The organism is Methylomonas aurea, from assembly GCF_024505045.1.
GTDB classification, from domain to species: domain Bacteria; phylum Pseudomonadota; class Gammaproteobacteria; order Methylococcales; family Methylomonadaceae; genus Methylomonas; species Methylomonas aurea.
The window spans coordinates 118,941-145,529 of the sequence record NZ_JANIBM010000004.1 but is presented as its reverse complement, the minus strand read 5'-3'; the positions used below and the strand labels follow the sequence as shown (position 1 = coordinate 145,529).

Sequence of the window (26,589 nt, the reverse complement as noted above, 5' to 3'; positions counted from 1 at the left end):
TCGATGAACCCATACGCATTTTGGATAATGCTGGCGGCATCCGCTGCATTACCGGCCGCAGCAGCGGACACGCCGGATCCGGTCTCGACCGCTGCGCCGGAGCCCGAAACCGAATTGGATGCCGTGGAAGTCACTGCCGACGCGCCGGCCCAGCGCATCACGCCCAGTTTCAACTCGATCAAAGGCGACGCGCTCAAGTTGCAGCAAGCCGACAATCTGGGCCAAACCCTGCAAAACCAAATGGGCGTGGCCAACGCCTCCTTCGGCCCCGGCGTCGGCCTGCCGGTGATTCGCGGCCTAACCGGTTCGCGGGTCAGAATCATGCAGGACGGTATCGGCAGCCACGACGCGTCATTTTTGAGCCCCGACCACGCCAGCGCCATCGAGCCGCTGTTTGCCGAGCAAATCGAGGTGGCGCGCGGCGCCGACACCATCCGCTACGGCGGCAACGCCATCGGCGGCATGGTCAACGTCAAGGACAACCGCATCCCCGAACGGGTACCGGAACGCTTGCTGCAAGGCGCGCTGGAACAGCGCTTCGATACCAACGCCGACGGCACCAACGCCGGCTTCAAACTGGATTTGGGTCGGGACCAGCTCGCGTTCAAAATCGGCGGTTTTCACCGCAACCGCAACGACACCGAAATTCCCGGCGAAGCCATCGCCGCCGACGCGGTCCGCGAACAATTCGGCCTGAGCAATGTATTAAACGCCCGCGGCACCATCCCCAATACCGACAGCGAGAGCGTCGGCGGTTTTCTCGGTGCCTCCTGGCTGGGCGATCACGGCATGGCCGGCATGTCGGTCGGCCATTTCACCAACCGCTACGGCATTCCGAAAAGCAGCCACGGCGTCGACCCGAGCAGCCTGGACGGCCTGGAACTGATCCTGCCGGACATCGACCCGGCCTTGCTGGAGCAGTTCGCCGACATTCTGAGCCTGGAAGCGCTGAATCCCGACATTCGGATCGACATGCGCCAGACCCGCTACGACTTCAAAAGCGAATGGTACGCACCGCTACGCGGCATCGACAAAGCCGCGTTCCGCTACGGCCTGGTCGATTACACCCACACCGAGCTGGAAGGCCGGCTGCCGTTTACCACCTTCAACAATCAGGTCGGCGAGGGCCGCTTCGAGATCGAACACCATGTTCTGGAACCCTGGTCCGGCACCCTCGGCGCCCAATGGCAGGACCGCTACTTTTCGGCGCTGGGCGTGGAGAGTTTCGTGCCGCCCACCAACGGCGATACGCTGGGCCTGTTCAGCCTGCAAAAACTGAAATTCGGCCAGTGGCAATTCGAACTGGGTTTGCGTACCGAACGCAGCCGTATCGACCCGACCGCCGCGCAACTGGCCTTTCCGGCGCCACCCGGACAGGCTTCGATCTACCCGGACGTAGCCTTGCCGGACTCGTTGAATTTCCGCGCCGACTCGATCTCGTTGGCGGCCAACTGGCAGGCTTCAAAGGCCGCCACGCTGAGCCTGTCGCTGAGCCGGGCCAAGCGTTCGCCGGACATTCAGGAATTGCTGGCGCTGGGTCCGCACCTGTCGACCCGCAGTTTCGAGATCGGCAATGTTCGTCTCGGCAACGAGACCGCCAATCTGGCCGACCTCGGCTTGGATTGGCACAGCGAAAGGCTGGCGGCGAAAATCAACGCCTACGCCAACTGGACCGAAAATTATATTTACCAAAAGCGCCAGCCCGAGGCTTTTTACAATTACCACGAAGCCCAGTTCTACCCGGCCTGCGTCAACCTGATCGAGTGTCTGCCGGTCTACGCCTACAGCCAGCGCGACGCCTTATTCCTGGGTTACGAAGCCGAGGCCCAGACCACTCTGGCCGATACCCGTTTCGGCCAATTGAAGCTGACCGTGTTCTCCGATTTCGTCCGTGGCCGATTTATCGATGATGACGTGCCGCGCCTGCCGCCGCTGCGGCTGGGCGCGGAAATCGGCTTCGGCGGCCAGCGCTGGAACGCCGCGCTACGTTACACCAGGGGCCAAATGCAAAACCGACCGGGCAACGACGAAACCGCCACCCCAGGCTACCACTTGCTCAGCGCCTCCGCCGACTACCACTGGCGCGGCCTGGAGCCGCTGGATCTTTGGCTGTTCGCCAAGGCCAACAATCTGCTCAACGAGGAAATCCGCAGCTCGGTTTCGTTTCTACGCAATTTCGCGCCGGAGCCGGGCCGCAGCGTCGTGCTCGGTTTCCGCGCCACGTTCTAACCGTTTCGCCGCCTTTCCTTCAACCCTACCGCCATCCAGGAGTTAAACCGATGTGTTCTTCGATTCCGCGATCATTCTTAACCCGACTCTCAGATTTCCTGGTGCCTTCAACTCCGCAACAGCGGAAATCCAACGAGGGATTCGTTACCGGTATTCCGTTCGGGCTGAGCTTGTCGAAGCCCAAGGTGGCGCGCCCTTCGACGCACTCAGGGCGAACGGTATTTAACAGTCGGGTTAATAGGAACAAAACAATCTGCTCAGCCTCTTCAACCGTTACCGCCCCGGCGCCCAAGTCCGCCCCAGGCGGAATGGCAGCCGATCAATCGCTGTACACCCTGGCCTTGCTGCTCGGTTTGTCCGCTCCGGCGCAAGCGGTGCATCTGGACGTGGAAATCTGGGGCGGCGGCAATGCGATGCAGGCCGGCTTCTGCCGCACGCCGGGCGCAGTCGGCTGCGATCTGGGGCAACTGGTCGCCGGCCTGAACTTGCCGCCGAATACGCTGCCGATCGAAGGCGCCACCGGCAAAATGGTGTTTTTGAGCGATTTCCGCGACTTTTCCGGCGGCCCGAACAAAACCCCCAATCCCGGCTTCCAAGCCGTGCAAAACATGCTGAATCCCGCCGAACTGGTGCGCTACCGGGCCATCGGCAAATTGCGCTACTGGAGCAGTGCCGCCGGCGCCTGGGCCGACGCGCCCGGCAACGTCCGCATCAAATTGGCCGGCGGCATCGATCCGGCCACGGTAATCACCGATTACAACCAATGCGGCGGCCAACTGTTCTGTTTCGCGCCCGGCAGCGGCCAGGAAAGCTTCACCTTCTTTACCGGTAGCGGCATCGGCGGCAAAGCCGAAATGATCGTCGACGCCGCCAATAACCAGGGCAGCCTGCACACCCATTTAAACTTCTTTCTGGAAAGCGCGATCGGCGTGGCCGGCGGCCCGGTCGGTGCCTATTTGGTGGAGCTACAAGTCACCTCCAACCAGCGCAGCCAGGCCTCCAACCCGTTTTACGTGCTGTTCAACGCCGGCCTGAGCGCCGCCGATTATTCCGCCGCCCTGCTCGATCTGGTAGACACTCTGCCACCGCCTCCGCCGCCGCAATTACTGCCAAAAGCCAATGCCGGCGCCGATCGGGTGATCCGCCTGAACAGCAGCGTCGGCCTGAACGGCAGCGCCAGCAGCGATCCGCAACCCGGCCCGAGTCCGCTCAGCTACGCCTGGCAGCAAACTCAAGGCCCGGCCGTGACCCTGGTCGGTGCCGCGACCGCGACGCCGAGCTTCCTGCCGCTTAAAACCGGCAATTACACCTTCAAACTGACGGTAAGCGACGGCGCCAATCCCGGCTATGACGAAGTCACCTTCAGCGTGCCGGCCTTGGGCGACATCGATCTGGACGGCGATATCGATCGGATCGACATCGCGCTGATTCTGGCCGCGGCCAGTAAAAGCCCGCAGGCGACCGCCAACGACGTCCGCGACCTGGACGGCAACGGCACCATCAACGTCCAGGACGGCAAGCTGGCCCAAGCCCGCTGCACGCTGCGTCTGTGCTACCCGACCCGGCGTTAAACGCGCAATCCTGGCGCTCGGTATTCTCGGCCGTCGGTTGCTAGCGCCATGCTACACTCGCAGCCCGAGCGTTGTTAACTCGTCAGGATCGAACATGGCCACCGTACGCACCAGCCATAACCACCCTTTGCAAATCGCCGAAGTGCGGGCCAGCCCGGCCCACGGCAGGATCGGCATTACCTTTTGTCCCGGCAAACACGACCGTTTCGCCCATACCGGAGCCTGGGAGCGCGACCTGGGCATCGATCTTGATGCCATCGCCGCCTGGGGTGCCAAACTGGTGTTGACGCTGGTCGAACCGGCGGAACTGGTCGCACTCAAGGTGCCGCAACTGGGCCACGAAATTAAACGGCGCGGCATCGACTGGCGGCATCTGCCGATTGCCGACTTTTCGATACCTGGCCACGATTTCGAACAGCAATGGGCAAGCCACGGCCGAGACATCCGCGACCTGTTGCGCAGCGGCGGCGACGTGCTGGTGCATTGCAAGGGCGGCTTGGGCCGGGCCGGCATGATCGCTGCCCGCCTGCTGGCGGAACTGGGCATGCCGCCGGACGATGCGATTCAAACCGTGCGCGGCGCGCGTAAAGGCGCGATCGAAACCCCGGCGCAACTGGCCGTGGTCCGCCGTACCCAGCCCATGCCCTGAGCCGGCGCATGGCGATTAGCAGGGATTTGCCGGCCATCGACACCGCCGCGCTGCAACGGGTGGGCGGACAACTGGGCAGCAACCCGGCCGGCATCTTTCAAGACCCATCCGGCAAGCGTTATTACGTCAAGACGCTGGAATCCCCGGCCCATGCCCGCAACGAATGGCTCGCCGCCCAGCTCTATCAACTGGCCGGCGCTCCGACCTTGACTTACGTCGCCACACGGGCGCCGGACCAGATTGCCACCGAGTGGATCGCACTCGACAAGACCTGCGTCGCCCATCTCGACGCCGGCGAACGCCGGCAGGCGCAACGCTGGTTCGGCGTCCACGCCTGGACCGCCAACTGGGACGCCGCCGGCTACCACGGCGACAACCAGGGCGTGGCCGGCGGCCAGGTACTGACGTTGGACCTGGGCGGTGCCCTAGCCTTCCGCGCCCAAGGCGACCCGAAAGGCAAAGCCTTCGCCGACCGGGTCGACGAACTCGATCAATTACGGCTGAACGCCGGCAACCCGCACGCCGTCACCCTATTCGGCGGCATGACGCCAGCCGACATCGCCGCAGCGATTCGGGTCGTCACGGGGATTTCAGACGAATCGATTCGCCGAACCGTCCTCGACCACGGCGGCACGCCTAATCTGGCGGCAAAAATGATCGCCCGCAAAGCGGATATGGCCGGACGCTTATCCGATCATTTTGGCATTGCAGATGACGCGGTGAATTGAACGGATCGTTAGCGAAATCCGCCGGCAATACTACGGGCTCGAACCGCCATTGGCTTCGGCCTCAGGAACGTCGTCCCCAACCAACACCGTCCGGCCATCCTGCCAAATCACCGCGTAATGGCCCAAACGGCGTTTGGCGTTCCAAAGTCTGCTCGGCGGTTTGGCACAGGCATTCCAGCATGGCGGAGGCGTCCGGAATTACGGTTGGTTTGTCGGGTGTGTTCAATGGTTGGACTAATTAAATAAATCGGGTTGGTATCGCCCAACCCAACAAGTAGGTCGTGAAAAAACATAGAAAGGGGGTTAATAGGCCAAATGTAGTGTAAAAACTTCCGCTCTTAACACCAAGATAGCCCCAAAACTGCTGTTTTTCACTGGCGACTCCGGTGTCGCGCAACAATTCCACGGCGGTAAAATCGCCATAACCCATGCGGATCACCCGCTCGTCAAAGTCCAGACAGACCGTGATCAGTTTCGGCCCCAGCCGGCCCGCACTGTGCGACCGGTAAACGGATGCCCGGCGCCGCATAACAAACCGCTGACTGGGCTTGCGAAATAAGGTGCGCGACACCATCGGTATCCAGCGAGCAAAACAAAGCACGGTCATCCATCGTCTACTCTGTCCCAATAAAGCTTAGGTCACACCCAATATCCAGCCTTCCACGCCGGCAATGCCTTTGATGTTGCCCGGCAATTCGGGCGACAGGTAACTGGATAATTGCCCGCTTCGGTCTTTTTGGCGCATCCAGGCGGCAATGCTGTAGGCGTCGTGCTGATCGCCAGTGCGGTTTTCGAGCGGGAATTGCTGCTTATACAGCGAGGGATAGGCTTCAACGATGGCGGACTGGCCGGTTTGAATAAACCAGCCGTCGAACGGCCAAAAATGTACGGACTCACCCAACTCGCGACGTAAATAGCGCAGCCAGGGAATGCCGGCATGCGTGGATTTGGCTACCGAACCTTGCACGTCGAAATGAAACACCGACTTGGCCTTGCAGCGCTCCTCGCAAATCCGCCACCAGCGTGCGCTGCCGCACCGTCGCCGACCGAGCCGTGGCGAACGCAATCGACATAGGTGTGCGGCGCGTCGGTCGGCCAGTGGCGCTGGAAATCGTCCAAAAAATTCGGCCAATCCGGCGGCAGATGATGCGCTTCAAAATAGCGCAACGGAAAGGAGAAACCGTGGTCGATACCGACCAAGCTAGGAGTATCCTGCCGCAACTGCTCCAGCAACCATTCGGCAATACCGCGCCGCGTCCAATACTTTTTCGGACCGGGCGACGGCTGCATTTCCTCGGCATCGCCGTCCGTACCGGCCAGATAAACCCGCAAGCCCTTCAAACTGGAATCGGCGGTTTCCGCGCCGGAATAATCGATACCCATGTAGCGTTGAAAAGCGGGCGTGCCAGTCATGCGGCAACGTCGGCGGGTAATAAGGCGTCGTGCAACACCGCTTCCAGCAGGCGGCGGCTGTCATTGGCGGTGTCGGCGAGCTGGGTTTCCAGTTGGTCGCACAGCGCCATCAGTTCATCGACTTTGGCGACGATGCGGTGTTGTTCGGCTAGTGGGGGGAGAGGTAACGGTATAGCTTTTAACTCCGCAACCCCTTTCACATTAGGAATTGCCATTCCCATTGAATTACTAAATATCTGTGTTTGAAAATATGGGGACCGAAATAACATTTTAAAAAATGCATCATCGACAAGTGTTTTATCTGTCCTAACGCGCAGCAAAGCTTGGTTAATTACACCTTCTTCGTAGTCGTTTGGTACTTGCGTTATACGACCCAACGTAACGCCAGAACAACTAATTAAAAAATCGCCCGCTTTAACTGCAAACCCCTCCAGCTCTTTGAATTTTTCAGGCGTAATGTAATAGCGAGCGAAAGAACAATCGTCATTTATAGGACAATACTGTTCATAGACTTTATAGCCAGATGAAACAAATATTGATTTCGTCAACGCGCTACCAAAAGGGCCTCGTTTAAACGTTCCCTCTCCAAAGGCTAAAATACTTTCCCAACAAACCCAATTCCAGAGCATTGGTAATGCGAATAAAACCTTGGTATTTGGCTCGGTCAGTTCTTTGTATCGGGAAGGGCATTTCTTACTTCCATCTATACCCCTATTCAGTAGATCTTCATTCCATCGTTTAAAATTTTGAGCGCGCGATTTTTCAAGCGTAATGCTGACTGGCTCATCATTCGGGTCTTGAGCAACCAGCTTGCCGCGCACGGCGAGGTTGAGGATGGTTTGGCGCAGTTGTTTGATGTGGGCCGGGCGGGTGGTGAGGCGCGGCAGGTGGTTGAAGAGGAAGCGGGCTTGTTCGCGCTGGGTTTCCGGAGCGTTGGCGGCTTCGTCGTCGGCCGGTGGGTTGAGGCTTTGCAGGCTGGCGGCTACCAGTCGGTCGCGGCTTTGTTCGCGCTCGGTTTGCGCCGCCTGCAACTGGTCGCACAGCGCCATCAACTCATCGACTTTGGCGACGATGCGGTTTTGTTCGGCAAGAGGCGGAATGGCGATTGGTAAACGTTTGAGTTTGGCCGCCTTGATGCCTTTTGCAGTTAATCCAGTTGCTGTCTTATCTAAGATGAACTGAAATGGTTGGGCAAGCAATTGCAAAACTAAAAAATCAGAATTCAGTTGAGTGTAAGGGTGAAAACAAATAACACGTTGCGCTAACGCAAATTTATCGGATAACCGGACTACAGCCGCGTTACCCATCGGCGCTTCAGTAGTAAATAAAACGTCACCTATTTTCGGAACCCCTCGTGTCATCCATTTTTGGTAATCGGGTTCAGCAAGGAATTCATCTGGCGACAAATTTATATAGCCTTGTTTAACATTTTTAGCGGTTATAAGCCTTACACCTGCTGCAGTTTTCGTGGGAGTTTTGCCGCGATAGTCGATGAATAAAACAATGTCTGCCAAGCCGCGCCAAGCCCAGGATGATGGAACCGCCCAACGGTGTTCTTCCGCTAATAACTCCTGTTGCTCCAAATCAGCACGATGATCCAATTTTGATTTATCTTGTCGTTCTCTATCATTGATTGCCAGCAAACAAACTACAGGCTCATCATTCGGGTCTTGCTCAACCAATTTCCCCCGCACCGCCAAATCCAGAATAAAGCGCCGTAACCTTGGAATGGCATCCGGCGCCTCGCTGATGCGGTCGAAGTGTTGTAGTAGCTGTTCCGGGTTCATGCGCTGGCTCCGCTGTCGTCTGCCGCGTCATCGTCCGGCGAATTCAATCGGTAGAATTCATGCAGCTTGGCTTGCAGCAGGGCTTTGTCCGGCAATTGGGTTTGGTATTCGGCGATCAGCGCCGGCGACAGGCTGCGGCTGAGGGCGTATTCCACCACTTCGCTGTCTTTGCTGGCACAGAGCAGCACGCCGATGCTGGGGTGTTCGTGGGGCTTTTTGGCGTCGCGGTCCAGGGCTTCCAGATAAAAATCCAGCTTGCCGAGGTATTCCGGCTCGAAGCGGCCGACTTTGAGTTCGATAGCCACCAGACAATTTAGGCCACGATGGAAAAACAGCAAATCCAGGGCAAAATCGCGGCCCCCGACCTGTAGCGGGTATTGGCTGCCGACAAAACAAAAATCCCGGCCCAGTTCTATCAGAAATTGCTTGAGCTGTTGCAGCAAGCCTTGATGCAAATCGGCTTCGGCGTGACCGTGCGGCAGGTCGAGGAATTCGACCAGATAGCTGTCTTTGAAGATGCTCAGGGCTTCCGGGTGAATTTGTGTCACCAGTGGTGACACTTTTGGCGGATTAAGGACGGTGCGCTCGAACAAGGCCGTTTTGAGTTGGCGCTCCAGTTCGCGCTTGCTCCATTGTTCCTCAATCGCCAGCCGCAGGTAAAACTCGCGTTCTTCCGGGCGCTTGCTTTGGTTGAGAATGATCAGGTTATGGGTCCACGGCAATTGTCGCGCCAGTGGTGCGACTTTTTCGTCATCCCGGTACGTTTCGTAAAACTGCCGCATACGGAATAGATTGGAACGGGTGAACCCGCGCAAGCCAGGCTGGGTCTGGGCCAGATGGGCGGCTAGCTGAGACACCACGCCATCACCCCATTCGGCAGCGGCAATCTTGTGGCTGATGACTTGGCCAACTTGCCAATACAAATCAATCAACGCGGTGTTGACCGCCTGCACGGCACGTTGGCGGGCGCTGACGATCAGTTGGGTAATTTCCGTAAAATCGCTGGTAGCAAGCTGGTTCATCGCAGCAATGCCTCGGCCAGAATGCTTTTCAATTGATCCCGCAATCGGGCAACAGTTTGTTCGTCTTGTTCCAGCTTGGCTAACAGTTCCGCCGGATCGCCATGATCAGCGGCAACGCTGTGCGGGTTTTTGTAATCCAGGTTGTAGTTGCGGGCTTTGATGTCCTCGATGCCGACTTTCCAGGCTTGCTCGGTTTCCTGACGGCCTTGGCGTTCTGCACCGCCCCACCAATCGACGCAGCCTTGCAGATGTTCGACGCGGATGGGTTTGGTCATGGAATAGGCTTTTTGCGTGGCCGGTACTTGATGCTCGTAAAACCAGACGTCCTGAGTCGGCTGGCCTTTCTCAAAGAACAGCAAGTTGGTGCCGATGCTGGCGTAAGGCTTGAATACGCTGTTGGGCAGACGGACGATGGTGTGCAGGTTGCACTCTTGCAGCAGATGTTCCTTGAGGCGGGTTTTGACACCTTCGCCGAATAGCGAGCCGTCCGGCAAGACGATGGCAGCACGGCCACCGGGCTTTAGCAAACGAATGAACAAGGCCAAGAACAGGTCGGCAGTCTCTTTGGTGCGGAACTGGGCCGGGAAATTGGATTCGATACCATCTTCCTCACGACCACCGAAGGGCGGATTGGTCAGAATAATATCGACACGGTCGGCTTGGCCCCAACTGATGTAAGGCTTGGCCAGGGTATTGTCGTGGCGCACAAAGCTGGGGTCTTCGATGCCATGCAGCAGCATGTTGGTGACGCAGAGCATGTGCGGCAACTGCTTTTTCTCGACGGCGCGCAGACTGGCTTGCAGGGCTTGTTCATCTTCTACCTTTTTAACGTAACGGTCGCGCATGTGGCGAATGGCGCAGGTCAGAAAGCCGCCGGTACCGCAAGATGGATCAAACAGGATTTCGCCGGGTTTGGGATCAATACGGTCGACCATGAAGGCGGTGACGGCGCGCGGCGTGTAGTATTCACCGGCATTACCGGCGCTTTGCAGGTCATTGAGCAGTTGTTCGTAGATGTCGCCGAAGTGTTTGCGCTCGGCCAAGTCGTTGAAATCGACGCTGCTGATTTTGTTGATGACCTGGCGCATCAACTGGCCGGATTTCATATAGTTGTAGGCATCCTCGAACACGCTTTTGACGACGCGGATGCGATTGGCTTGTTTGCCGAACACCAGCAAATCTTTCAGAGCCGGGAACAGTTCGGTATTGATAAAGGCCATCAAGGCATCGCCGGTAATGCCTTCCGGATCGGCGGCCCAATTACGCCACTGGTATTTTTCCGGAATCGGCGACTGGTAATCGTCCTGCATCAATTCCAGTTGTTGATCCTGATCGTCGATGATTTTTAAAAAGAACATCCAGCACAGTTGCGAGAGGCGCTGGGCGTCGCCATCGACGCCGACATCCTGGCGCATGATGTCTTGGATGGATTTAACGGTATTGCGAGCTGACATGAATTAAGCGGTTTCGTCGTAGAGGGCGGCTTGGAGTTCGTGAACGGCGTTTTCAAAGTTGGCTTTGCCGCCAAATTGTTTGATGAGTTGAATCGGCATCCCCATGGTATTGAACGGCGCGATTTCCAGTATTTTGACATTATCCAGGCCGGCAACGACGCCTTCATCCTGGTATTTATCCAACAAGGCTTCCAGCACGGCGCGGGCTTGATCGCCGTATTTGGTAAAGATGTCGCGCTTTTTGACGTTGTTGGCGCGCTCGCGGCGGGTCAAGGCCGGTTGATCAAAGGCGATATGGCAAATCAGATCGAACGGGTCGAGGTCTTTGCCGACTTCTTCCAACAACGGCTCAAGCAACAAGCCTTCTTCCGCCAGTTCTTCGATGATGGCTTCTTTGCGTTCGGCAGATTTCCAACGCTTCAAGAACTGATCCAGACTGGCAAAGTGGGCTCGAATCGCTTTGCGAGAAAAGTCGCGCAGGGATTCGGTAATCAACTTGCCGTTTTCGTCGAGGTATTCGATGCGCTCTTTCAGTACGCTGACCGGCTTGCCTTTGACGCGGTATTTGGGCGGCGGCTCGGTGATGCCGGGCAGGTCCGTTTCCGGTCCGGGCGGATCGACCAGCACCTCCTCGTCGTCGCCGGGCTGTTCCGGAATCGGCTCGTCGGGATCGCTGGTGGGTGGCAGGTCATCGGGCGGCAAGACCGGGTCGTCTTCCTCGGGTTCGTAGATTTGCACCGGCTCGCCGTCGAAAGCCTTGTCGGCAAAGTGGGCGCTGGCCTGGCGGAAATCGACCAAGGTGAAATAAAATTTTTTCAGATCTTCATACACTCGAGTGCCGCGACCGAGGATTTGCTTGAACTCGGTCATCGAACCTACCGGTCGGTCGATCACGATGAGTTTGCAGGTTTGGGCATCGACGCCGGTGGATAACAGGCGCGAGGTGGTGACGATGACCGGGTACGTGGATTCTGGATCGATAAAGTTATCGAGTTGTTTGATGCCGGTTGCATCGTCGCCGGTGATACGCATGATGTACCGGTCGTTTTTCAGTACCTCGTCCTGATTTTCCAGGATCAGGGCTTGGCGCATCAGGGCGGCATGCTCGGTATCGACACAGAAGACAATGGTTTTTTGGAAGCGGTCGCCGCTTTGCTTAAGATAGTCGGAAATCCATTTGGCGACGCGCTGGGTTCGGCTGTCGATGATGATGGTGCGATCGAAATCCTTAATATTGTAGATACGGTCATCGATCAGGAGCCCTTGCTGGTCGGTTTCGCCTTTTTTCGGACGGAAGCCTTCGACATCGATGTCCAGATGGACTTTAATGACTTTGTAGGGGGCTAGAAAGCCGTCGCTAATGCCCTGTTTCAGCGAGTAGGTATAAACCGGCTCGCCGAAGTAATGGATGTTGGAGACGTAGGCGGTTTCCTTGGGTGTAGCGGTCAAACCGATTTGAGTAGCCGGTTTGAAATGCTCGAGGATTTCGCGCCAGGCCGAATCCTCGGCGGCACTGCCGCGGTGGCATTCGTCGACGATGATCAGGTCGAAAAAATCGGCCGATAGCTCGCGGTATATTTTTTGCCGCTCTTCAGGGCCGGTCAGGGCTTGGTAAAGTCCGAGATAGATTTCGTAAGCGGTATCGATGCGGCGTTTACTGTCGATGGCAGTAGTTAAATCAACGAAAGTGCCATCGTCGCGTTCGATGGTTTTGGCGTTGGTGCTAAGTTTGGCCATGGCAGGACCGAACGGACGAAAGTCGTTAACCATGGTTTGATTGACTAGTACGTTGCGGTCGGCAAGAAACAATACCCGCTTCTGCCGATGTTGCCGCCAGTTTGATTTCCACAATCGCCAAATAATCTGGAACGCGGTATAGGTTTTGCCGGTGCCGGTCGCCATGACCAGTAAAATGCGCTCCTGCCCTTTGGCGATGGCTTCGATGGTGGCATTGATGGCGTTGCGTTGGTAGTACCGTGGTTCCTTGCCGCTACCGTCGTTGTAATAGGGTTCCAGGACAATGCCTTCCTGGTCGTTATCGAGCTGTTTCCATTGACGATAACGTTGCCAAAGTTGAGCAGGACTCGGAAATTGCTCCGGGGCTAACTCTCGTTCTATGGGGTTGGATTGACCGGTTTTATCGTGGAACAGAAAACCGTCGCCATTGCTGGAGAACACGAAAGGCACATTCAAAATTTTGGCGTAATCCAGAGCCTGCTGCATGCCATCCCCGACGCCATGGCTATTGTCCTTGGCTTCGATAACGGCGATGGGAAAGTGCTGAAAATAGAGTACGTAGTCAGCACGCTTGGCCTTGCCGCGGGTGACCAGTTTGCCGCGGACGATAATACGGCCTTTGGTAAACGAAACCTCTCGGCGAATCTGAGTTAGTTCGTCCCAACCGGCTTGGATCAGATACGGAGTGATGTACTTAGCGCAGATGTCAGCTTCGCTGAGTCCTTTCTTGATCATCCTGATTTTGCGAGTCGATTACGGGAAATATGACGTTCAATTGCCGCAATGGTCAATCAACTACCGAACAAAATCAAGCCGTATCAAAACTGCTAGAGATTTGATTTGTACAGAACGCTTTTGGCGTTGCCCGAAAGTCGCTCGGTGATCATCAGCGAGGCATCCGGATCGAGCGGGGAGATTAAACAAGAAAATCGGTCCTGAGTTGATGCAAACCGATAATGCCGGGTTCGAAAGCGTTGGCCGACACTATGAATTATTGACTCAAAATGCCTACAAATTGCCTACACTAGGCCATGTAGCAAAAAAAAGGGCTTACCGATTTCTCGTAAGCCCTTGATTTATTTGGCTCCCCCGGACGGGCTCGAACCGCCGACCTAGTGATTAACAGTCCGTTGAAATCAATATCTTACAAAAAACCACAACAAACAAAAACAATTAAATCAATTTGTTAGCCTGTTTTGTTTCTTGCCGTTTGTTGTCACATTTCGCCTTGATTTATCCGCAATTGTCCCACCAGTGCCCCATGGGACACGCCAAAAGCACTTGGTTACATCGCCGCCGCCAATAAGTGTCACTTGACTGACGCAAATGACAGCTTTTTGGTGTCAGATTCGATTAAGGCATGATTCGAGCGCGCTATCTGTACACGCAATCAATGGTTAGCGGGATTGGCACACTCTATGCGTTGGAGTTATTGCCCTACCCGGTTAAAAAATTGCCGGTTGGCGCCATTTATACGGAATAGACGGGGTATCAATATGTTTAGCGAAAACATTAAACCAACCGCATTCAAGACAACCCGCGGGCCTTACAGATTAAGTTCAAACTATCTCTACGAAATAGATTTAATCAGCAAGCCTAGTTGGCTGAGTCGGACAGTTAACCCAAAGGGTATAACTCTGAGCAAAAAAACCGCTCCAAACGAGTTAAAGGCATTCGGCCCAGCCCAATAGAATCTAGCTTGCATTATTGCCGGACTTGTCTATATTTTGACGCGCAATTAATTTTTTCATGCTGGTTTAGCACCGGCTGAACTCGCAAGGGTTCGGCCGTTTTTTTTGCCTAGTTCATGACTTACATTCGCTTATAACGACAAGGGCTTTACCTTAAGAACCCTAAACTAGCCGTGTGGGCAGTTAATGACGGGGACGTTGCCAACGCCATCAATTTGGCTCTTTGGCACCACAATTTTAAGTTTATTACGACTTCACAAGCGAGGGCTTAACAAACCAACGACGCAAACATTCCGGCATATTGTTTGACCAGCTCGGCATCCGCTTTTTCCAGCTCTTCCGGCTTAACTTCCTCGTCAGGACAGCCGGCCATGCTCTTGATGGCCTTAATATCGACCTTCGCCAGCTCGCAGACTTGGACTATCGCCGCTTCCAGCGCCACGCATTTCGCCAGGAACCGTAAGGCCGGGGCTTCGGCTTGCGGATTGCCTTGCTCTGCATAGTCGCAAGCTATCAGCATCAGCGCCCGATTTTTCCAATACTCGATTCCATATTGCCCGATAAGCGCCGTTAGGGCGTGAATGCGCTGCGTGTAATCCGCATGGGTGGCGATGTAATGCTTTCGCTCGACTTGCTCCATAATCGCATCAGCCTCGCTTTCATCAAGCCTTGCAACGGCTTCCATGACTAGCGCCGCTTGTTCATGCGGGGTCAGCTTGGCATAAAGTTTGTTCACTTGGGCGGGCTTCATGGTCTGGCCTCCAATAACTTTTCAAGCCGTTGCAAACGGTCGGCCATTTCCTGCAATTCGATTAGCTTGCCTTGCTCGGCCAAGGCTCGAATCAGCATCGAACCAACGTCAGGCGCAATACTGCCGTTTAGTGTGGCATTAACGACATTGCCGCCGGTTTCCGGCAGGGTGGCGCCGGTTTCGATATTGACCGGCAAGGCTTGCGGCCTAAGCGGTGGGCATATTCGGTCTAATAGCACTTTAGCGGCCTGCACATCGCCTTCCTTCGCTAATTCGACCAGCTTTCTAACAACGTCCGGCATATCGTCGGCAATCGCTTTCCTGAGCAATGTCGCCGGGGTTTTGTCTTTCGGCCGGCCTGCCGGGTTTCCACTTTGGCCGGGTTTGAATTTTGGCGTGGGCATAGTGTTCTATCTCTGCATGTTTCAGTGATGTTTTAACCAGTCTGCGGGGTTGGACAGGTTACCGGACAACCGGACACTTCTATAGAAGTGTGTCCGTGTCCGTCCGGCTATTAACCCCGGACAACTTTTAATTTTGTCCGGTCCTGTCCGTTGTCCGTCCGCTACCATTCGAAAATCCGCCAAGCATAAGCATCGTATTCAACGGTAAAGCCCTGATTTAGCAGCTTGTCGCGGCATCGCTTGAACGCTTTACGCTTGGCATCCTCGGTATTGGTATCAACCACGATGGCCTTGTAGGCTAGTTCCCGCCAATGCTCGATATTGACGATTTTTTGCTGATTGCCGCGCAAGGAATCAAAACCGCCAAACTTGGCTTTTATCTCGGCGGTCGGCTCTACCCCATGCGCCGCGATGGCTTCGCTTAGACTGGTTAAAATGGCATCGTCCCGCGCCGATAATTTCCGCTTTTTGGCGGTGGGCTTGGCTTCGCCGTCATGCACTAGATAAACGCTGGTCAGCGGTTCGCCGTCATCGTCGCACCATTCCAAATCAATCGGTTTTAGGCTGAATTGCAGCGGCTTGAAGGCTTCGAAGTCTTTGGCCTTGTGGCAAGCCAGGACAATCGCGCCGCCGTCCTTGGTGGCGGAAAATTCGCCGTCCATGGCCGCGCGTATGCTGGAACTGCCTCGGCTCCGCTGCTTATCACCATGCCCGCTATGGTGAACGACCAAGACCGCCGCGCCCAAAGGCTTAAAAAAGCCGTCCAGGTTGGCGATAAACCGGCCTATGTCTTGGCTGCTGTTCTCGTCGCCGTCCATGTTGCGGTGCAAGGTGTCGACAATCACCAAGCCAGGATTGGCACAACTGGCCTTGATGGTGTCGGCTATCCATTGCGCGTTTGTCTCGTCAATCAGGTTGGCCGGTCGTTGGCTGATAAATAACCGTTCCGGCGCTTGCCGTTGATATTTTGACTCTAACGCCTTAAGCCGCCGCGCCATGCCTGCATGCCCTTCGCCGGCCACGACAACGACATCAACCGGTTTGGTGCGGCAGCCATGCCAGGCTATACCCGCCGCCATGCAAAACGCCCAATCCAAGGCGAATAACGACTTGCCCGCGCCCGGTTCGCCAAACAACAGATTCAGGCTGCCGCGCTCGATGATGTTTTCCAGTAGCCAATCAATCGCGACCGGCTCCGCAGTCAAACGATGCGCCGGAATGAGTGGGAATGGCTGCCAGGCTGCCGATTGCCTTGGCTCGGCTTGTCCAGGTCGCTCGCCGCCGCTCTGTGGCAATTCTGGCGCGATTCCGGCCTGTTCCTGCCTGTGTAGCCGCTGATTGTGTTGCGTGATTTCAGGGTTCCAGTTAAGCGCCGCGGCAAAGTCGCCGCCACATTCCAGCAAGCGGAAGCAATCGAAGGCGTCGTGCGCGAAGCCGTCGTTCAACAGGTCGCCGCCATGCGAATAAATCCGCTCGATACCGTCGGCACAATGCCGCATGATGGCAACGCCCGGCGCTTTGGATGCGCTGCCCGGTCGGATGAATCTATCCCGGCCTTTCTGCTGGTAGCCGTTCCGGGTCAAAACATCGGCCAGCGTAAAAGACTGGTTAAACGCTTGGATAGGGTCACGTCTGCCGGCTAACTGTTCGGCTGGCTGTGGCTGTCGTGGTGCGATGTCCGGCGGTTTTGGCTCGATACCCAAGGCAGAATCAAAACAAGGCTTCCAGGCGTCCCAGTGTTGCAGCATATCCAGCAAGACCGGCGGCGCTTCCGGTATCGCTGCTGGGTTGCCGATAAATTGATACCGCTGGCCGGGGTAATCTGGATGCTCGCCGACAATGACATCTTGCGCCCCGTCGCCGCATCGAAGCTCGAAAATCACATCGTATTCTTTCGGCTTGCCGGCTTTGGGTTTCTTGCACTGCTTAACGCCAGGGGCTTGGAACCCTGCCGGCAGTTTGAACAGCAACTTCGCCCGGTTCGGCTTCGGGCTTTTGACTTCGGCCCGCTGTTCGCTTTCTAGCCAGTCAAAAAGCTGGAAGTCGGTCAGCTCTTCGAACACCTTTCGCGCCCGTTCCACATCATCCAGGTCGAGCGCCAGCGTATTCGATGCACCATGGTACAGACCGAAGTTAAAGCCGCTGGTGTTGCCGAAGTCGTCAAGGTTTGCGCTGTAGCCGTTGGGATTTTCCGCGCTTTTCGGCATATTCCAGCCTTTGACGCGTGGCGCTTTGGTGGGCCTGCCGTTTATTGGTGGGATTGGCACTAAAGCCAACCCCGCGCCAGTGAATGACGCAAGGTTGCTACCGTTCATAGTAAAACACCCCACGCTATCCGCCACCACACCGGCAAGCGGATAAATTCCAGCTTTATGCGTTTGATGGTTCCGGTAAAATTGCGCTGCAATATTCTGAAGAAGGCCGCTTCCCGGTTGCGTCCGGTGGCGGCTTGTCTTTGTCGGGTCATTTCTCCGCCTTGGCTTCAAACCGTTTAACTGCCTCGATAAAGTTATCGAACCTCTCCCCCATTTCAGCCCTGGCGCTTTGTAAAAACGCTGGGTCTAAGCTGTAACGGGCATAGGTGGCCTTTCTGCCGGTTGGGTCTTTGGTCGGTGCGGTTTCCTCGGCGGATTCAATCGGCCACCCGTGGCGGTTGCGTAACTGTTCGATATAGCCTGAAAGCCGATAGCTTGCCGTTTCGTTTTGAAAATCGCGGTGGGTGAATTTGCGACCAGCCATTAAACGCATCAGGGCGCGGCCTGTCAGGGTATCGGTTCTGGGTAGATTGGGGGCTTTCATTATTTACCCCCTTGGTTTTGACGTTCGACGCAAGCGAAAAACTCCGCTTCATCGATTAACACCCGGCGGCCAACCCGTTTAAACGCACTGGCAAAGCCGTTAGTTTTTTCGTTGAAGATTAAATGCCGCAATCCGCCTTGTGGCGGCCAGGAATGGTGTTTATTCCAGTCTGGAACGGGAATTAAACGGTTTGCGGTTTGGGCGGTTTGTGTTGCTGCATTGGTCATAAATTACCTCTTAGATTCAGATTTAGTGAATCGCCGCTAACTGTTGTCGCTTGCGGCTGAGGCAATTTTTCTGCTTATAGGGTCGATTAAACGGTGGTTTGGCTTAAAATGTACTAAATTGATTTATTCTGTTTTATTCCGAAGTCGGGGCTGTGTATTTTTTCCATCTTTCATCAAAACTTCGTTTACCCAATGACTTAACACCCGGCATCATCAAGCAATCTTCACCACCTTTGTCTTTTCCGGTTGTTATGGAATATCCCGCCGGTGGAGTTGTACATAACCACCCCCATGCTTGAATGGCGTTTGGAACTTGACCAAATTTAAGATAAAAGTCTTTAGTCATATCATTGATTACTTCAAACCAATCATCCTGGCGAGTTGGCGCATTTAAAAGGTTTGATATTGCAATATCATTCCCCCGTTTTGTCTGGCTAACACTGCTAATCGTTTCGGTGTCCGCCTCTGACTTTGTGGCATTAGTTTCCGTCTCCAGACTTACAGATTCGATTTCCAATAAACCATCTATTTCAGCGATTTTACTAAGTAATTGCTGATTTCGAATAATCTGAAACTCTTCCGCGGTAGAGTCAAACTCGTTAGCCTTCAAAACGTGCCGCCAAACAAAAAGTTTGGTCCTTTCGTCCATACAGGTTGGTTTTTTCAATTCGGTTCTAAGTATCGTGTCTACACCCTCAAAGTACTTCTCCGCCCTGGATGTTAGCGCCGCTAAGTTAGCGTAGGCGTTCACTTGCTCCGCATGCAATCCGCGCGAATCAGCGAATTTGCACGCTTTCTCAATTTCTTTTACTTTTTCTTCATCAAGTTTAAGCTTCTCCAGCCATTTCACCCTTGGCACTATTGCCGCCGCCTGCTCGGTCCAGTATTCAACATTAATTTCATTCAGAGCATTTTCGTTAAGCGGTTCATCTCTATAGTCGATTTCAATATCTTCAAAGACTTCCGGTTGCTCTATTGGCTTAGCTTGGTTAACGGAATCCCAAAACACGCGCCAATTCGCTGGGGAATCAATAAAAGTCTTTTCTCCTGCCTGAATTATTTCCTTACCAATCTTTCCTAGCTGTATTGATTGCGTAAAAAACGTTACTAGGCTCGGAAAGTGAGCCCTAACCTGTTCCGTATCTAATTGAAAGACAGGCCTATAACCTTGCAAAATATAAATCGCATCAATCCAAGACCAAGCTGCTTGCTTGTAGTAGTTCTGCGTCGCTTCATCAGAGAGTAAATCTAACGGCTGAGCAATAGAAGAGCGCTTTTTAGCTTCATCAAGCCGATGCTGTTTTACTACCTGTATCATCCCAAAAGGTGCGTTCTCAAAGCCTAAAACTGAAAGCAAATCACTTAAAGACCAAGCATTGGAGCGACCTTTTAAGAATTGGGTTAGCTGCTCAATTTTGATTCGCCATTCATCCGGCAAAACACCTAGAGCATAATTACTATCAGGCCATCTAAGTGGGTCAATGCACCAATAAAGCTTTGCCGCCTGTATCGGAGTGATATTCGGAAGGCTCCCCCAAAATCCCCAATCAATAGACTCACCATTCCAAGCATTTTCTACTACTAGGTAATGCATTTCTTCACTCCAAGAATGAGTAAAGCCCGTACGCTCTAAAAATCTCGCATCCATTACACACCCCCGAAAATCTTGGCGTTCATACTGGCAACCACATTGCTAACATGGCCGTCTGATAGATGCGCGTAGCGTTTGACCATCGCCAAGGTTTTGTGCCCCAAGACTTCAGCGATTTCGGCCAAGCTGGCGCCGTTCATGGCGAGATAAGAAGCAGTGCAATGCCTCAAGTCGTGCCAGTGGAAGTCGCAAATTTCCGCCGCTTTTAGGGCATTTTCGAAAGGTTTTCTAAGGTCAATCGGCTTGTCTTTGTGGATGTTGCCCGGAAAAAGCAAATCGGTATCGAGGCGCCTTACCTTGGCATGTTCCCGTAACAGTTCCAACCCATGACCGGCTAAAGGAACCCGCCGCCGCTCGCCGTTTTTGGTTTCGTGCAAGATGATGAAGCCGTCTTTAAGGTTTACGTCTTGCCATTTCAGGCCCATCAATTCACCTTGCCGCATGCCGGTAGATAGCGCCAGAATGACGCATAAATAAAGCCACTGGTTGCTTGACTGTTGGCAGGCAGACAAAAAACGCTCGCGCTCGCCATCGTCCAAGAAGCGAACCCGGCCGCGTGACTCTTTCGGTTTTTTAACTTTCCGCATAGGCGAATCTTCAAGCCATTGCCATTCGTTCACGGCAATAGTGAAGGCGTGGGATAAGGCGGCCATATAACGAACAACTGTGGCCGGGCTACGTTGTCCACCTCGATATGTTTCGCCGCTTGCGAGTTCATCCCGATATTGCACAATCATGGCAGGGGTTACATCGGCCAAGGCGTATGCGCCTATTTTGACTTTCCACCACTCAAGCTGTTGCTGTTGCTTTTTGGCTTGTTTGGGCTTGGTGGGCAATACATCTTTAATGTATCTGTCCACCATTTCGGCCATGGTGTGCTTTTTGGCTTCGGCTGTTTTGAAATGGCGGCCTTCACGAATTGCCGATTCTGTAGCGGATGCCCATTTCTTGGCATCGGTCAGTCGGTCAAAGGTGGCGGATTGTGCCGGGTAGCCTTTCAGCCGAACCTTAACCCGATAGGACTTTTCGCCGTTGTCGCTGGTGCGTGTTTCGATGGTCGCCATGTAAACCCCTTGGGGCAATGGCCGGTATAATTGAACATAGCCACTGCTTAACCCGTCTTGTTAAGTGGATGGTCAGGGCTTGGCTGTGTTGGTAGCACTTCCAGGCCCGTTTTTTTGCTGCATCAAAATACTACAACAAAGCCTGAGAATTGACAACGGATGATAAGTAATCACCCGACCCAAAAAATTAAGATATTGAATAACAAATACAATACAAGGCAACCCTTTACGAATGGGACTTTTATGGGGCAATTTGGCCTAAAAAACACCCGAAAAGAAAATTTTGGGACAGTATTTTTTGAAGAGTGTTGGAGGAGAGGCGGTAACAAAGGGACCAGAAAGACAGGCCAGTATCAAGGGCGTACAGTCATTAAGTCAAAAATCATAAGCCTTGTTGCTTGGTCTTCATCCGATTTCAATAAGAATGAAAAGCCATTTTTTTCGTAAAAGCGGATTGTTTTGGGATTGCAGTAAGCGTCAACGATGATAAACCGACAGCCGGTTTTATTTCCTTCGGTAAACCAATCCTTCAAGAAATCTAATATATCGCTACCTATTCCTTCGCCTTGCAACTCCTTCGCGGTTGCTAGCCGGCCTATTTTTACTGCAGGCAGGGTTGAATATCGTTTACGGTTAGGAATTTTGCGAACAAGCCTGTTATATGAAGACTTGTCATGTTGCTGTATCAGCTCTTTTTTGACGGCGTCATTAGATAGACTAAAAAACGCAACTGCCAATCCGTCTCTCTCAACCAGATAAGTGACAGTTAATAGCTCTTGACTAGCGAGTACAGAGTCTATAGCTAGGAATTCGTTTAAATCTGCGTCGTCGCAATCAAACTCAGGTCGATGGTCGTCATGCAATAAGCGCCGAATTGAGTATTCGGCCATCTATTAAACGACTTTAAATTTTTTGGCTGCTGCCTTTATGCGTTGATATGAGTCTGGACTAACTTTTTTGTCTTGGTTCTGCTTCATCCACGCATCAAAGTTTCGCGCATCCTTGCCAGTTAGCACAGGAGTTTCTTTGATTGGGGTTGCCATGCTGTGTGCTCCGGTTAAAACGGGCGTTATACGCCTCTTCTTTTATGTTTTGATAAAAATAGTGCCTACAGTCTATATGTTATCAGCTTCGGCAATCAGATAAAAATTCTTGATGATTATTGCCAATTGTTACAGATTGGTGTCCCATCAGTGTCCCGCAAAGGCAAAAAAAAGGGCCTGCATTTCTGCAAGCCCTTGATTTATTTGGCTCCCCCGGACGGGCTCGAACCGCCGACCTAGTGATTAACAGTCACCCGCTCTACCGACTGAGCTACAGGGGATTAATATCTTTCAACTTCTCAATAATGGCGCGCCCGGAGAGATTCGAACTCCCGACCGCTCGGTTCGTAGCCGAGTACTCTATCCAGCTGAGCTACGGGCGCTTTGTTGAGCCGCCTATTATTATTATTTTTTAACTCCGTGTCAAACTTTATTTTCTTACTAACAACTTAATCAATAATGGCGGAGAGAGAGGGATTCGAACCCTCGATGCGCTTTTGGCACATACTCCCTTAGCAGGGGAGCGCCTTCGGCCTCTCGGCCATCTCTCCTAAAACTGACTTAACCCTCGGCGTTACCGGCCTCGGATTGTTCTTTTTTAATTCTTTCGTAGATCTCTTCCCTGTGAACCGAGATGTCTTTGGGCGCATTAACCCCAATTCTTACTTGGTTACCTTTTACCCCGAGAACCGTAACAGTCACATCGTCACCAATCATCAAGGTCTCTCCCACTCTACGAGTCAAGATAAGCATACTATCTCCCTACATTGTTAATGCGCTTGTTACTGCCACACACTCGAATCGACAATTATATTCCTTTTCCCAGAAAATGGAAGCAAAATATATTAGCGCTTTTATATTATCCTTTCGCTCAGACGGGAAAATTACCGCCAGTTAACCAAAACCATCATCGCATGAATGGACCTAAGAGGCTCAGATTGAACCGTTCTACTATCTTAATCGAAACTGCGGACTTTGTCCGATACCTTTGCCAAACGGAGTGAACAGCATGCGTATAACCCGAAACGCTATTATGAAGCAATTTCCGCCCTTCTTGACGGCGTGCCTTTTGCTATCCGCCCCCTGCGTAATTGCTAAAAATGCAAAACATGGTCGCGACCAAGCACCAAAAACCATGCAACACCAATCTGGCGAGGACCACTTCGACGATAGCAGACGCGAAGCCAAACAGTATCAAAACTACCGTTTCAGCGACGCTGATCGCCGCACCATCAGAGAATACTACGAGCCGTTATACCGCAACGCCGACTGCCCTCCTGGGCTAAAGAAAAAGCGCAATGGCTGCCTGCCTCCCGGACAGGCGAAAAAATGGGCGATCGGCCGCCCTTTACCCAGAGACGTAATCTACTACGAAGTACCGCCACACCTGATCGGCTCGTCGCTGGCGGGTTATAGATTGGTTCGTGTGGCTTCCGATATTCTGATGATTGCAATCGGCAGCGGCATAGTGGTGGATGCGATCACCGATTTGAATCAAATACGCTAGGAATCGCCAACTGTGCCAGTTCGAGCGGCTAATATCCGTAGCCCAAATCGCGAATCTTCTTTAACTCGCCGTCTTCAAACTCCAACAGCTTTTGGAATTTTCGCCGCCCGAAATTATAAGTCCATTCTTCGATCAACACTTCTTCGAATTGGTCGATCTCGAGCGCGCCGTAGGGATGGCGCAAGCGGCTACCGCGTATCGCCCGACGCTGTTCCACCGCATCGGGCTCACCGCACTTTTCCAGCACTTCCGCTTTGTAGTCGCCGACTTGAACCAAGCGGTGTCCGCAGCGCATCGCCCAGACATCGCCGGCAACCAGCAGGGCCAGCACGGCGAAAACAATCGGCTTGATATGCACGCGACGCCCTACTGTTAAGGATTGACGGCATAACTTTGCGAATAACCGCTACCTTTGCTGCAGACATTGCGGCTGGTCGGAGATTCGCAGGAAATATCGGTAAATTCGGCCTTCAATTCTCCCGCCTTGTCCGGGACAAAATAAAACCGGAAATTGGGGTCCGCGCTGATGGCGATATCGATCTTGGCGTTTAGCACCGGTTTATTATTGAAAGTGACCTTCAACTGGTCGATGAAATGCGATTTTCGAATAAAACGCGTCATCTGGTCCATCTGCATACCGGTCAAATTGGGATGGCTGATCATCAATTGGGTCTGCGCCGGCTGGCCGGCCTGCAAGCCGTCGTCAATTCTGAATTTGACCTTGCCTAACCGCTTCATCGCCTCATCGAGGTCTGCCCCGATCGGCGCGGAACAACCGCCGCTGGCTTTGACAAATTTTTTGGCCATGGTCAATTTGCCGTCGTTGGTTTCGGCGATGGCCCGGATATTACTATAAGTGTTCACCCGTATCCGCATCGCCAAGTCGGCCTTACCGCTTTCCGGAAAAAACTCGAACTCGCCGACGAACGGGAATGGATTCTTATCGACGAATAACCAGATTTTACGGATGTATTTGTCTTTATTCTGCGGAAATTTGCTGATCACCTTGACCGGCACAATCGCCGGATCCTCCGCCCGGTAAGGCGCATCCAATTCGATAACGGCGTTGTTCTCCTCAATCGCTTTGCCGGAGAAAAACTGGCTTTTCAACACCGTATTCCAAGTTTCATCGTCGCCCTCAGCACGAGCACCCGGCACGACCAAGACCATCGCCACGCTCAAACACACCAACTGTATAAATTTATGCATGCATCAATCTCCCGATAGATTTAATCTTCCCATTCCAGCTCGGCAAACGCTGTCGTCACGTTCTTACGATGGAATTGCTCGAATAACTGCCAACGGTTTTTAGCGCCCAGACCGACCTGCTCCACCGCCTGCTCCAAAGTCTTACCCTGCCTGACCATCACGCGGATCTCGGTAGCCAACTCCGACAAATAGGCTTTCTCCGGCAACATTGCGGCCGGCCAATCCTTAACCAGACGCCCATGTCCCGGAATCACCAGCTTGTAGCTATTTTTTTCGAGTTTCTCCAATTCGGCGAGCCAACCCTTGATGCTGCCGTCGATGACCGGAATGTGTTCCAGAAACAATAAATCCGCCAGCCAAAGCGTATCTGTAGTTTTGTCGTAAACGCTCAAATCGTTATCGGTGTGAGCACTGGGATGAGCCGTCAACAGCAGCTCGCGATTCCCCAAATTCAACGTCATGGTCTGTTTGACCTGCAAATCCGGCGGAACGATATTGTCCCGGTTGACGTGGATATCCAATAATTCGGCGGCTCTACTCAAGTAATGGTCACCGCGGGCTGCCATGGCTCGGGCCAGTTTATGGTGGCCGACGAATTGCACTCCCGGTTCTTTAAAAGCGCGATTACCGTAGATATGGTCGGGATGCACATGGGTATTGATCACATAACACACCGGTTTTGCCGTGGCTTGCTTGATCGCATTGCGCAAGGCAATGCCCTGTTGTGGACTGCCGCCGCTGTCGATCACCGCGACGCAACGGTCGCCGACGATGAAACCGATGTTGGCGATTTCGCCATGGTTTTCGCGGTCCGGCCAGTGATGTTCCGATAGATGCAGATAAATACCGGGGGCCACTTGCTCCACTTTCAACAACGGCGCGGCCAGAGCCGCAAAACTCAACGCCATCCCGCAAATAAGCCCAAACCATCTCATGCCGCTTGCTCCTGCCCGACCACCCGTTTGAAAAACTCGGCTTCGGAAATGATATCGCGGTTGGTTTCCACTCGATCCAAGTAAACCATACCCTCCAAATGGTCGAATTCGTGTTGGAACACCCGCGCTGGAAAATCGGCCAACGCCAAACTGCAAGGCAATCCCGATTCGTCGAAGAATTCCACGGCAACCGCGCGGTAACGCGGCACCAAGGCTCTGACACCGGGCACACTCAAACAGCCCTCCCAATCTTTGACCATCGCGGCATCCACCACGTCGAAACGCGGGTTGACCATCACGACCGGCGCCATTTCCGGCGCTTGCGGATAGCGCGGAGTCGGGCGCGAGGCAACTATTACAACGCGTTTAGACACACCCAGCTGTGGTGCGGCAATGCCCACACCGCTGGCTGCCTGCATCACATTGCGCATATTTTCGATGAGTTCGCGGAACTCGGGGTTGTTAAAGTCATCAACTGGCGCGGCCGGTTGACGCAATACTTCGGCTCCCAACTGTTGTATCTGGCTATTTTCAGTCATAACTGTGACGAATTTTGTCTCGGCATCCGATGGATCAGCAATTTTACGGGCCCAAGTATACTGCTGTTAACGGCAATCCACTCGTCTTTACTTTGCAGGGCTTTTTTGTGATATTACCGAAGAGCCCGAGCCGAAAGGTCGAGTTTCCGGCGAATAGCCATCAAATAAAGATAAGCTTT

General features: G+C 53.7%; 27 protein-coding genes and 3 tRNA genes. 5 read left to right on the top strand and 25 right to left on the bottom strand.

Translation table 11 applies throughout. The features are described from left to right. Positions 1-3 precede the first annotated feature (3 nt). From NP603_RS05395 to NP603_RS05380, 4 genes are all read left to right on the top strand, one after another. Positions 4-2,229, top strand: coding sequence for a TonB-dependent receptor (locus tag NP603_RS05395; protein WP_256609895.1), 2,226 nt, complete (start codon positions 4-6; stop codon positions 2,227-2,229). 308 nt (positions 2,230-2,537) lie between these two features. Then, positions 2,538-3,800, top strand: a complete 1,263-nt coding sequence (locus NP603_RS05390; RefSeq protein ID WP_256609894.1) for a PKD domain-containing protein — start codon at positions 2,538-2,540, stop codon at positions 3,798-3,800. Positions 3,801-3,894: 94 nt separating this feature from the next. Beyond that, positions 3,895-4,449, top strand: coding sequence for a cyclin-dependent kinase inhibitor 3 family protein (locus NP603_RS05385; protein ID WP_256609893.1), 555 nt, complete (start codon positions 3,895-3,897; stop codon positions 4,447-4,449). Positions 4,450-4,457: 8 nt separating this feature from the next. After that, entirely contained in the window at positions 4,458-5,177 is a 720-nt protein-coding gene (locus NP603_RS05380) for a hypothetical protein (protein WP_256609892.1), read from the top strand. Between the two features lie 238 nt (positions 5,178-5,415). Here NP603_RS05380 and NP603_RS05375 read toward each other — a convergent pair whose 3' ends face one another. The 21 genes from NP603_RS05375 to csrA form a co-directional block, all read right to left on the bottom strand. Then, positions 5,416-5,784: a hypothetical protein gene (locus NP603_RS05375; protein ID WP_256609891.1), complete on the bottom strand. Its 369-nt coding sequence runs from the start codon at positions 5,782-5,784 to the stop codon at positions 5,416-5,418. Between the two features lie 27 nt (positions 5,785-5,811). Then, on the bottom strand, positions 5,812-6,159 hold the full coding sequence (locus tag NP603_RS05370) for a hypothetical protein (protein ID WP_256609890.1): 348 nt from the start codon (positions 6,157-6,159) through the stop codon (positions 5,812-5,814). Next, a complete protein-coding gene (locus tag NP603_RS05365; RefSeq protein ID WP_256609889.1) occupies positions 6,129-6,590 on the bottom strand; it encodes a hypothetical protein in 462 nt (153 codons plus the stop codon). Before NP603_RS05365 ends, NP603_RS05370 begins: the two co-directional genes overlap by 31 nt. Continuing rightward, positions 6,587-8,377, bottom strand: a complete 1,791-nt coding sequence (locus NP603_RS05360) for a restriction endonuclease subunit S (protein ID WP_256609888.1) — start codon at positions 8,375-8,377, stop codon at positions 6,587-6,589. Before NP603_RS05360 ends, NP603_RS05365 begins: the two co-directional genes overlap by 4 nt. Continuing rightward, positions 8,374-9,399 carry a PDDEXK nuclease domain-containing protein gene (locus NP603_RS05355; protein WP_256609887.1) on the bottom strand — a complete coding sequence of 342 codons (1,026 nt, stop codon included), beginning with the start codon at positions 9,397-9,399 and terminating at the stop codon, positions 8,374-8,376. The genes NP603_RS05360 and NP603_RS05355 overlap by 4 nt, the downstream gene beginning before the upstream one ends. Continuing rightward, positions 9,396-10,853: a type I restriction-modification system subunit M gene (locus NP603_RS05350; RefSeq protein ID WP_256609886.1), complete on the bottom strand. Its 1,458-nt coding sequence runs from the start codon at positions 10,851-10,853 to the stop codon at positions 9,396-9,398. Before NP603_RS05350 ends, NP603_RS05355 begins: the two co-directional genes overlap by 4 nt. Before the next feature lie 3 nt (positions 10,854-10,856). Next, positions 10,857-13,325, bottom strand: a complete 2,469-nt coding sequence (hsdR, locus tag NP603_RS05345) for an EcoAI/FtnUII family type I restriction enzme subunit R (protein ID WP_256609885.1) — start codon at positions 13,323-13,325, stop codon at positions 10,857-10,859. 1,224 nt (positions 13,326-14,549) lie between these two features. Continuing rightward, positions 14,550-15,032, bottom strand: coding sequence for a hypothetical protein (locus NP603_RS05340; protein WP_256609884.1), 483 nt, complete (start codon positions 15,030-15,032; stop codon positions 14,550-14,552). Then, positions 15,029-15,436 carry a DUF5681 domain-containing protein gene (locus NP603_RS05335; RefSeq protein WP_256609883.1) on the bottom strand — a complete coding sequence of 136 codons (408 nt, stop codon included), beginning with the start codon at positions 15,434-15,436 and terminating at the stop codon, positions 15,029-15,031. The genes NP603_RS05340 and NP603_RS05335 overlap by 4 nt, the downstream gene beginning before the upstream one ends. Before the next feature lie 161 nt (positions 15,437-15,597). Then, positions 15,598-17,751 carry an AAA family ATPase gene (locus tag NP603_RS05330; protein WP_256609882.1) on the bottom strand — a complete coding sequence of 718 codons (2,154 nt, stop codon included), beginning with the start codon at positions 17,749-17,751 and terminating at the stop codon, positions 15,598-15,600. Then, a complete protein-coding gene (locus tag NP603_RS05325; protein ID WP_256609881.1) occupies positions 17,748-17,903 on the bottom strand; it encodes a hypothetical protein in 156 nt (51 codons plus the stop codon). Before NP603_RS05325 ends, NP603_RS05330 begins: the two co-directional genes overlap by 4 nt. Further along, positions 17,900-18,235 (bottom strand): hypothetical protein, encoded by a 336-nt coding sequence (locus NP603_RS05320; protein WP_256609880.1) that lies wholly within the window; start codon positions 18,233-18,235, stop codon positions 17,900-17,902. The genes NP603_RS05325 and NP603_RS05320 overlap by 4 nt, the downstream gene beginning before the upstream one ends. After that, positions 18,235-18,462, bottom strand: coding sequence for a hypothetical protein (locus NP603_RS05315; RefSeq protein WP_256609879.1), 228 nt, complete (start codon positions 18,460-18,462; stop codon positions 18,235-18,237). Before NP603_RS05315 ends, NP603_RS05320 begins: the two co-directional genes overlap by 1 nt. Before the next feature lie 133 nt (positions 18,463-18,595). Further along, positions 18,596-20,110: a hypothetical protein gene (locus NP603_RS05310; RefSeq protein WP_256609878.1), complete on the bottom strand. Its 1,515-nt coding sequence runs from the start codon at positions 20,108-20,110 to the stop codon at positions 18,596-18,598. Then, a complete protein-coding gene (locus NP603_RS05305; protein ID WP_256609877.1) occupies positions 20,110-21,177 on the bottom strand; it encodes a tyrosine-type recombinase/integrase in 1,068 nt (355 codons plus the stop codon). The genes NP603_RS05310 and NP603_RS05305 overlap by 1 nt, the downstream gene beginning before the upstream one ends. Positions 21,178-21,530: 353 nt before the next feature. Further along, positions 21,531-22,067, bottom strand: coding sequence for a GNAT family N-acetyltransferase (locus NP603_RS05300; RefSeq protein WP_256609876.1), 537 nt, complete (start codon positions 22,065-22,067; stop codon positions 21,531-21,533). A gap of 3 nt (positions 22,068-22,070) precedes the next feature. Beyond that, complete coding sequence (locus NP603_RS05295) at positions 22,071-22,220, bottom strand: hypothetical protein (protein ID WP_256609875.1); 150 nt, start codon at positions 22,218-22,220, stop codon at positions 22,071-22,073. A 205-nt stretch (positions 22,221-22,425) separates the two neighbouring features. Next, positions 22,426-22,501, bottom strand: a tRNA-Asn gene (locus tag NP603_RS05290). A 25-nt stretch (positions 22,502-22,526) separates the two neighbouring features. Then, positions 22,527-22,603: transfer RNA gene (locus NP603_RS05285), tRNA-Arg, on the bottom strand. A gap of 77 nt (positions 22,604-22,680) precedes the next feature. Then, positions 22,681-22,771, bottom strand: a tRNA-Ser gene (locus tag NP603_RS05280). A 10-nt stretch (positions 22,772-22,781) separates the two neighbouring features. Next, positions 22,782-22,973: a carbon storage regulator CsrA gene (gene csrA / locus NP603_RS05275; RefSeq protein WP_256609874.1), complete on the bottom strand. Its 192-nt coding sequence runs from the start codon at positions 22,971-22,973 to the stop codon at positions 22,782-22,784. A 256-nt stretch (positions 22,974-23,229) separates the two neighbouring features. Here csrA and NP603_RS05270 point away from each other — a divergent pair, with 256 nt between their 5' ends. Further along, positions 23,230-23,727 carry a hypothetical protein gene (locus NP603_RS05270; RefSeq protein ID WP_256609873.1) on the top strand — a complete coding sequence of 166 codons (498 nt, stop codon included), beginning with the start codon at positions 23,230-23,232 and terminating at the stop codon, positions 23,725-23,727. A gap of 28 nt (positions 23,728-23,755) precedes the next feature. Here the strand turns inward: NP603_RS05270 and NP603_RS05265 are convergent, their stop codons facing one another. Genes NP603_RS05265 through def form a run of 4 tightly spaced genes read right to left on the bottom strand, consistent with a single transcriptional unit; the run spans position 23,756 to position 26,410 of the window. Continuing rightward, a complete protein-coding gene (locus NP603_RS05265) occupies positions 23,756-24,085 on the bottom strand; it encodes a DUF2845 domain-containing protein (RefSeq protein WP_256609872.1) in 330 nt (109 codons plus the stop codon). Positions 24,086-24,099: 14 nt separating this feature from the next. Then, complete coding sequence (locus NP603_RS05260; RefSeq protein WP_256609871.1) at positions 24,100-24,936, bottom strand: quinoprotein dehydrogenase-associated SoxYZ-like carrier; 837 nt, start codon at positions 24,934-24,936, stop codon at positions 24,100-24,102. A gap of 20 nt (positions 24,937-24,956) precedes the next feature. Beyond that, the gene (locus NP603_RS05255) at positions 24,957-25,871 is read right to left on the bottom strand and encodes a quinoprotein relay system zinc metallohydrolase 2 (protein ID WP_256609870.1); all 915 of its coding nucleotides are present in this window, start codon (positions 25,869-25,871) and stop codon (positions 24,957-24,959) included. Further along, a complete protein-coding gene (def, locus tag NP603_RS05250; RefSeq protein ID WP_256609869.1) occupies positions 25,868-26,410 on the bottom strand; it encodes a peptide deformylase in 543 nt (180 codons plus the stop codon). The genes NP603_RS05255 and def overlap by 4 nt, the downstream gene beginning before the upstream one ends. Between the last annotated feature and the right edge of the window lie 179 nt (positions 26,411-26,589).

Coding starts and splice junctions, on each gene's coding strand:
- NP603_RS05310 (WP_256609878.1), bottom strand. CDS start 20,110: ATGGATGCGAGATTTTTAGAGCGTACGGGCTTTACTCATTCTTGGAGT.
- csrA (WP_256609874.1), bottom strand. CDS start 22,973: ATGCTTATCTTGACTCGTAGAGTGGGAGAGACCTTGATGATTGGTGAC.
- NP603_RS05260 (WP_256609871.1), bottom strand. CDS start 24,936: ATGCATAAATTTATACAGTTGGTGTGTTTGAGCGTGGCGATGGTCTTG.
- NP603_RS05355 (WP_256609887.1), bottom strand. CDS start 9,399: ATGAACCAGCTTGCTACCAGCGATTTTACGGAAATTACCCAACTGATC.
- NP603_RS05340 (WP_256609884.1), bottom strand. CDS start 15,032: ATGAAGCCCGCCCAAGTGAACAAACTTTATGCCAAGCTGACCCCGCAT.
- NP603_RS05325 (WP_256609881.1), bottom strand. CDS start 17,903: ATGACCCGACAAAGACAAGCCGCCACCGGACGCAACCGGGAAGCGGCC.
- hsdR (WP_256609885.1), bottom strand. CDS start 13,325: ATGATCAAGAAAGGACTCAGCGAAGCTGACATCTGCGCTAAGTACATC.
- NP603_RS05390 (WP_256609894.1), top strand. CDS start 2,538: ATGGCAGCCGATCAATCGCTGTACACCCTGGCCTTGCTGCTCGGTTTG.
- NP603_RS05320 (WP_256609880.1), bottom strand. CDS start 18,235: ATGAAAGCCCCCAATCTACCCAGAACCGATACCCTGACAGGCCGCGCC.
- NP603_RS05255 (WP_256609870.1), bottom strand. CDS start 25,871: ATGAGATGGTTTGGGCTTATTTGCGGGATGGCGTTGAGTTTTGCGGCT.
- NP603_RS05270 (WP_256609873.1), top strand. CDS start 23,230: ATGCGTATAACCCGAAACGCTATTATGAAGCAATTTCCGCCCTTCTTG.
- NP603_RS05350 (WP_256609886.1), bottom strand. CDS start 10,853: ATGTCAGCTCGCAATACCGTTAAATCCATCCAAGACATCATGCGCCAG.
- NP603_RS05315 (WP_256609879.1), bottom strand. CDS start 18,462: ATGACCAATGCAGCAACACAAACCGCCCAAACCGCAAACCGTTTAATT.
- NP603_RS05395 (WP_256609895.1), top strand. CDS start 4: ATGAACCCATACGCATTTTGGATAATGCTGGCGGCATCCGCTGCATTA.
- NP603_RS05385 (WP_256609893.1), top strand. CDS start 3,895: ATGGCCACCGTACGCACCAGCCATAACCACCCTTTGCAAATCGCCGAA.
- NP603_RS05335 (WP_256609883.1), bottom strand. CDS start 15,436: ATGCCCACGCCAAAATTCAAACCCGGCCAAAGTGGAAACCCGGCAGGC.
- NP603_RS05330 (WP_256609882.1), bottom strand. CDS start 17,751: ATGAACGGTAGCAACCTTGCGTCATTCACTGGCGCGGGGTTGGCTTTA.
- NP603_RS05300 (WP_256609876.1), bottom strand. CDS start 22,067: ATGGCCGAATACTCAATTCGGCGCTTATTGCATGACGACCATCGACCT.
- NP603_RS05295 (WP_256609875.1), bottom strand. CDS start 22,220: ATGGCAACCCCAATCAAAGAAACTCCTGTGCTAACTGGCAAGGATGCG.
- NP603_RS05305 (WP_256609877.1), bottom strand. CDS start 21,177: ATGGCGACCATCGAAACACGCACCAGCGACAACGGCGAAAAGTCCTAT.
- NP603_RS05365 (WP_256609889.1), bottom strand. CDS start 6,590: ATGACTGGCACGCCCGCTTTTCAACGCTACATGGGTATCGATTATTCC.
- def (WP_256609869.1), bottom strand. CDS start 26,410: ATGACTGAAAATAGCCAGATACAACAGTTGGGAGCCGAAGTATTGCGT.
- NP603_RS05375 (WP_256609891.1), bottom strand. CDS start 5,784: ATGACCGTGCTTTGTTTTGCTCGCTGGATACCGATGGTGTCGCGCACC.
- NP603_RS05360 (WP_256609888.1), bottom strand. CDS start 8,377: ATGAACCCGGAACAGCTACTACAACACTTCGACCGCATCAGCGAGGCG.
- NP603_RS05380 (WP_256609892.1), top strand. CDS start 4,458: ATGGCGATTAGCAGGGATTTGCCGGCCATCGACACCGCCGCGCTGCAA.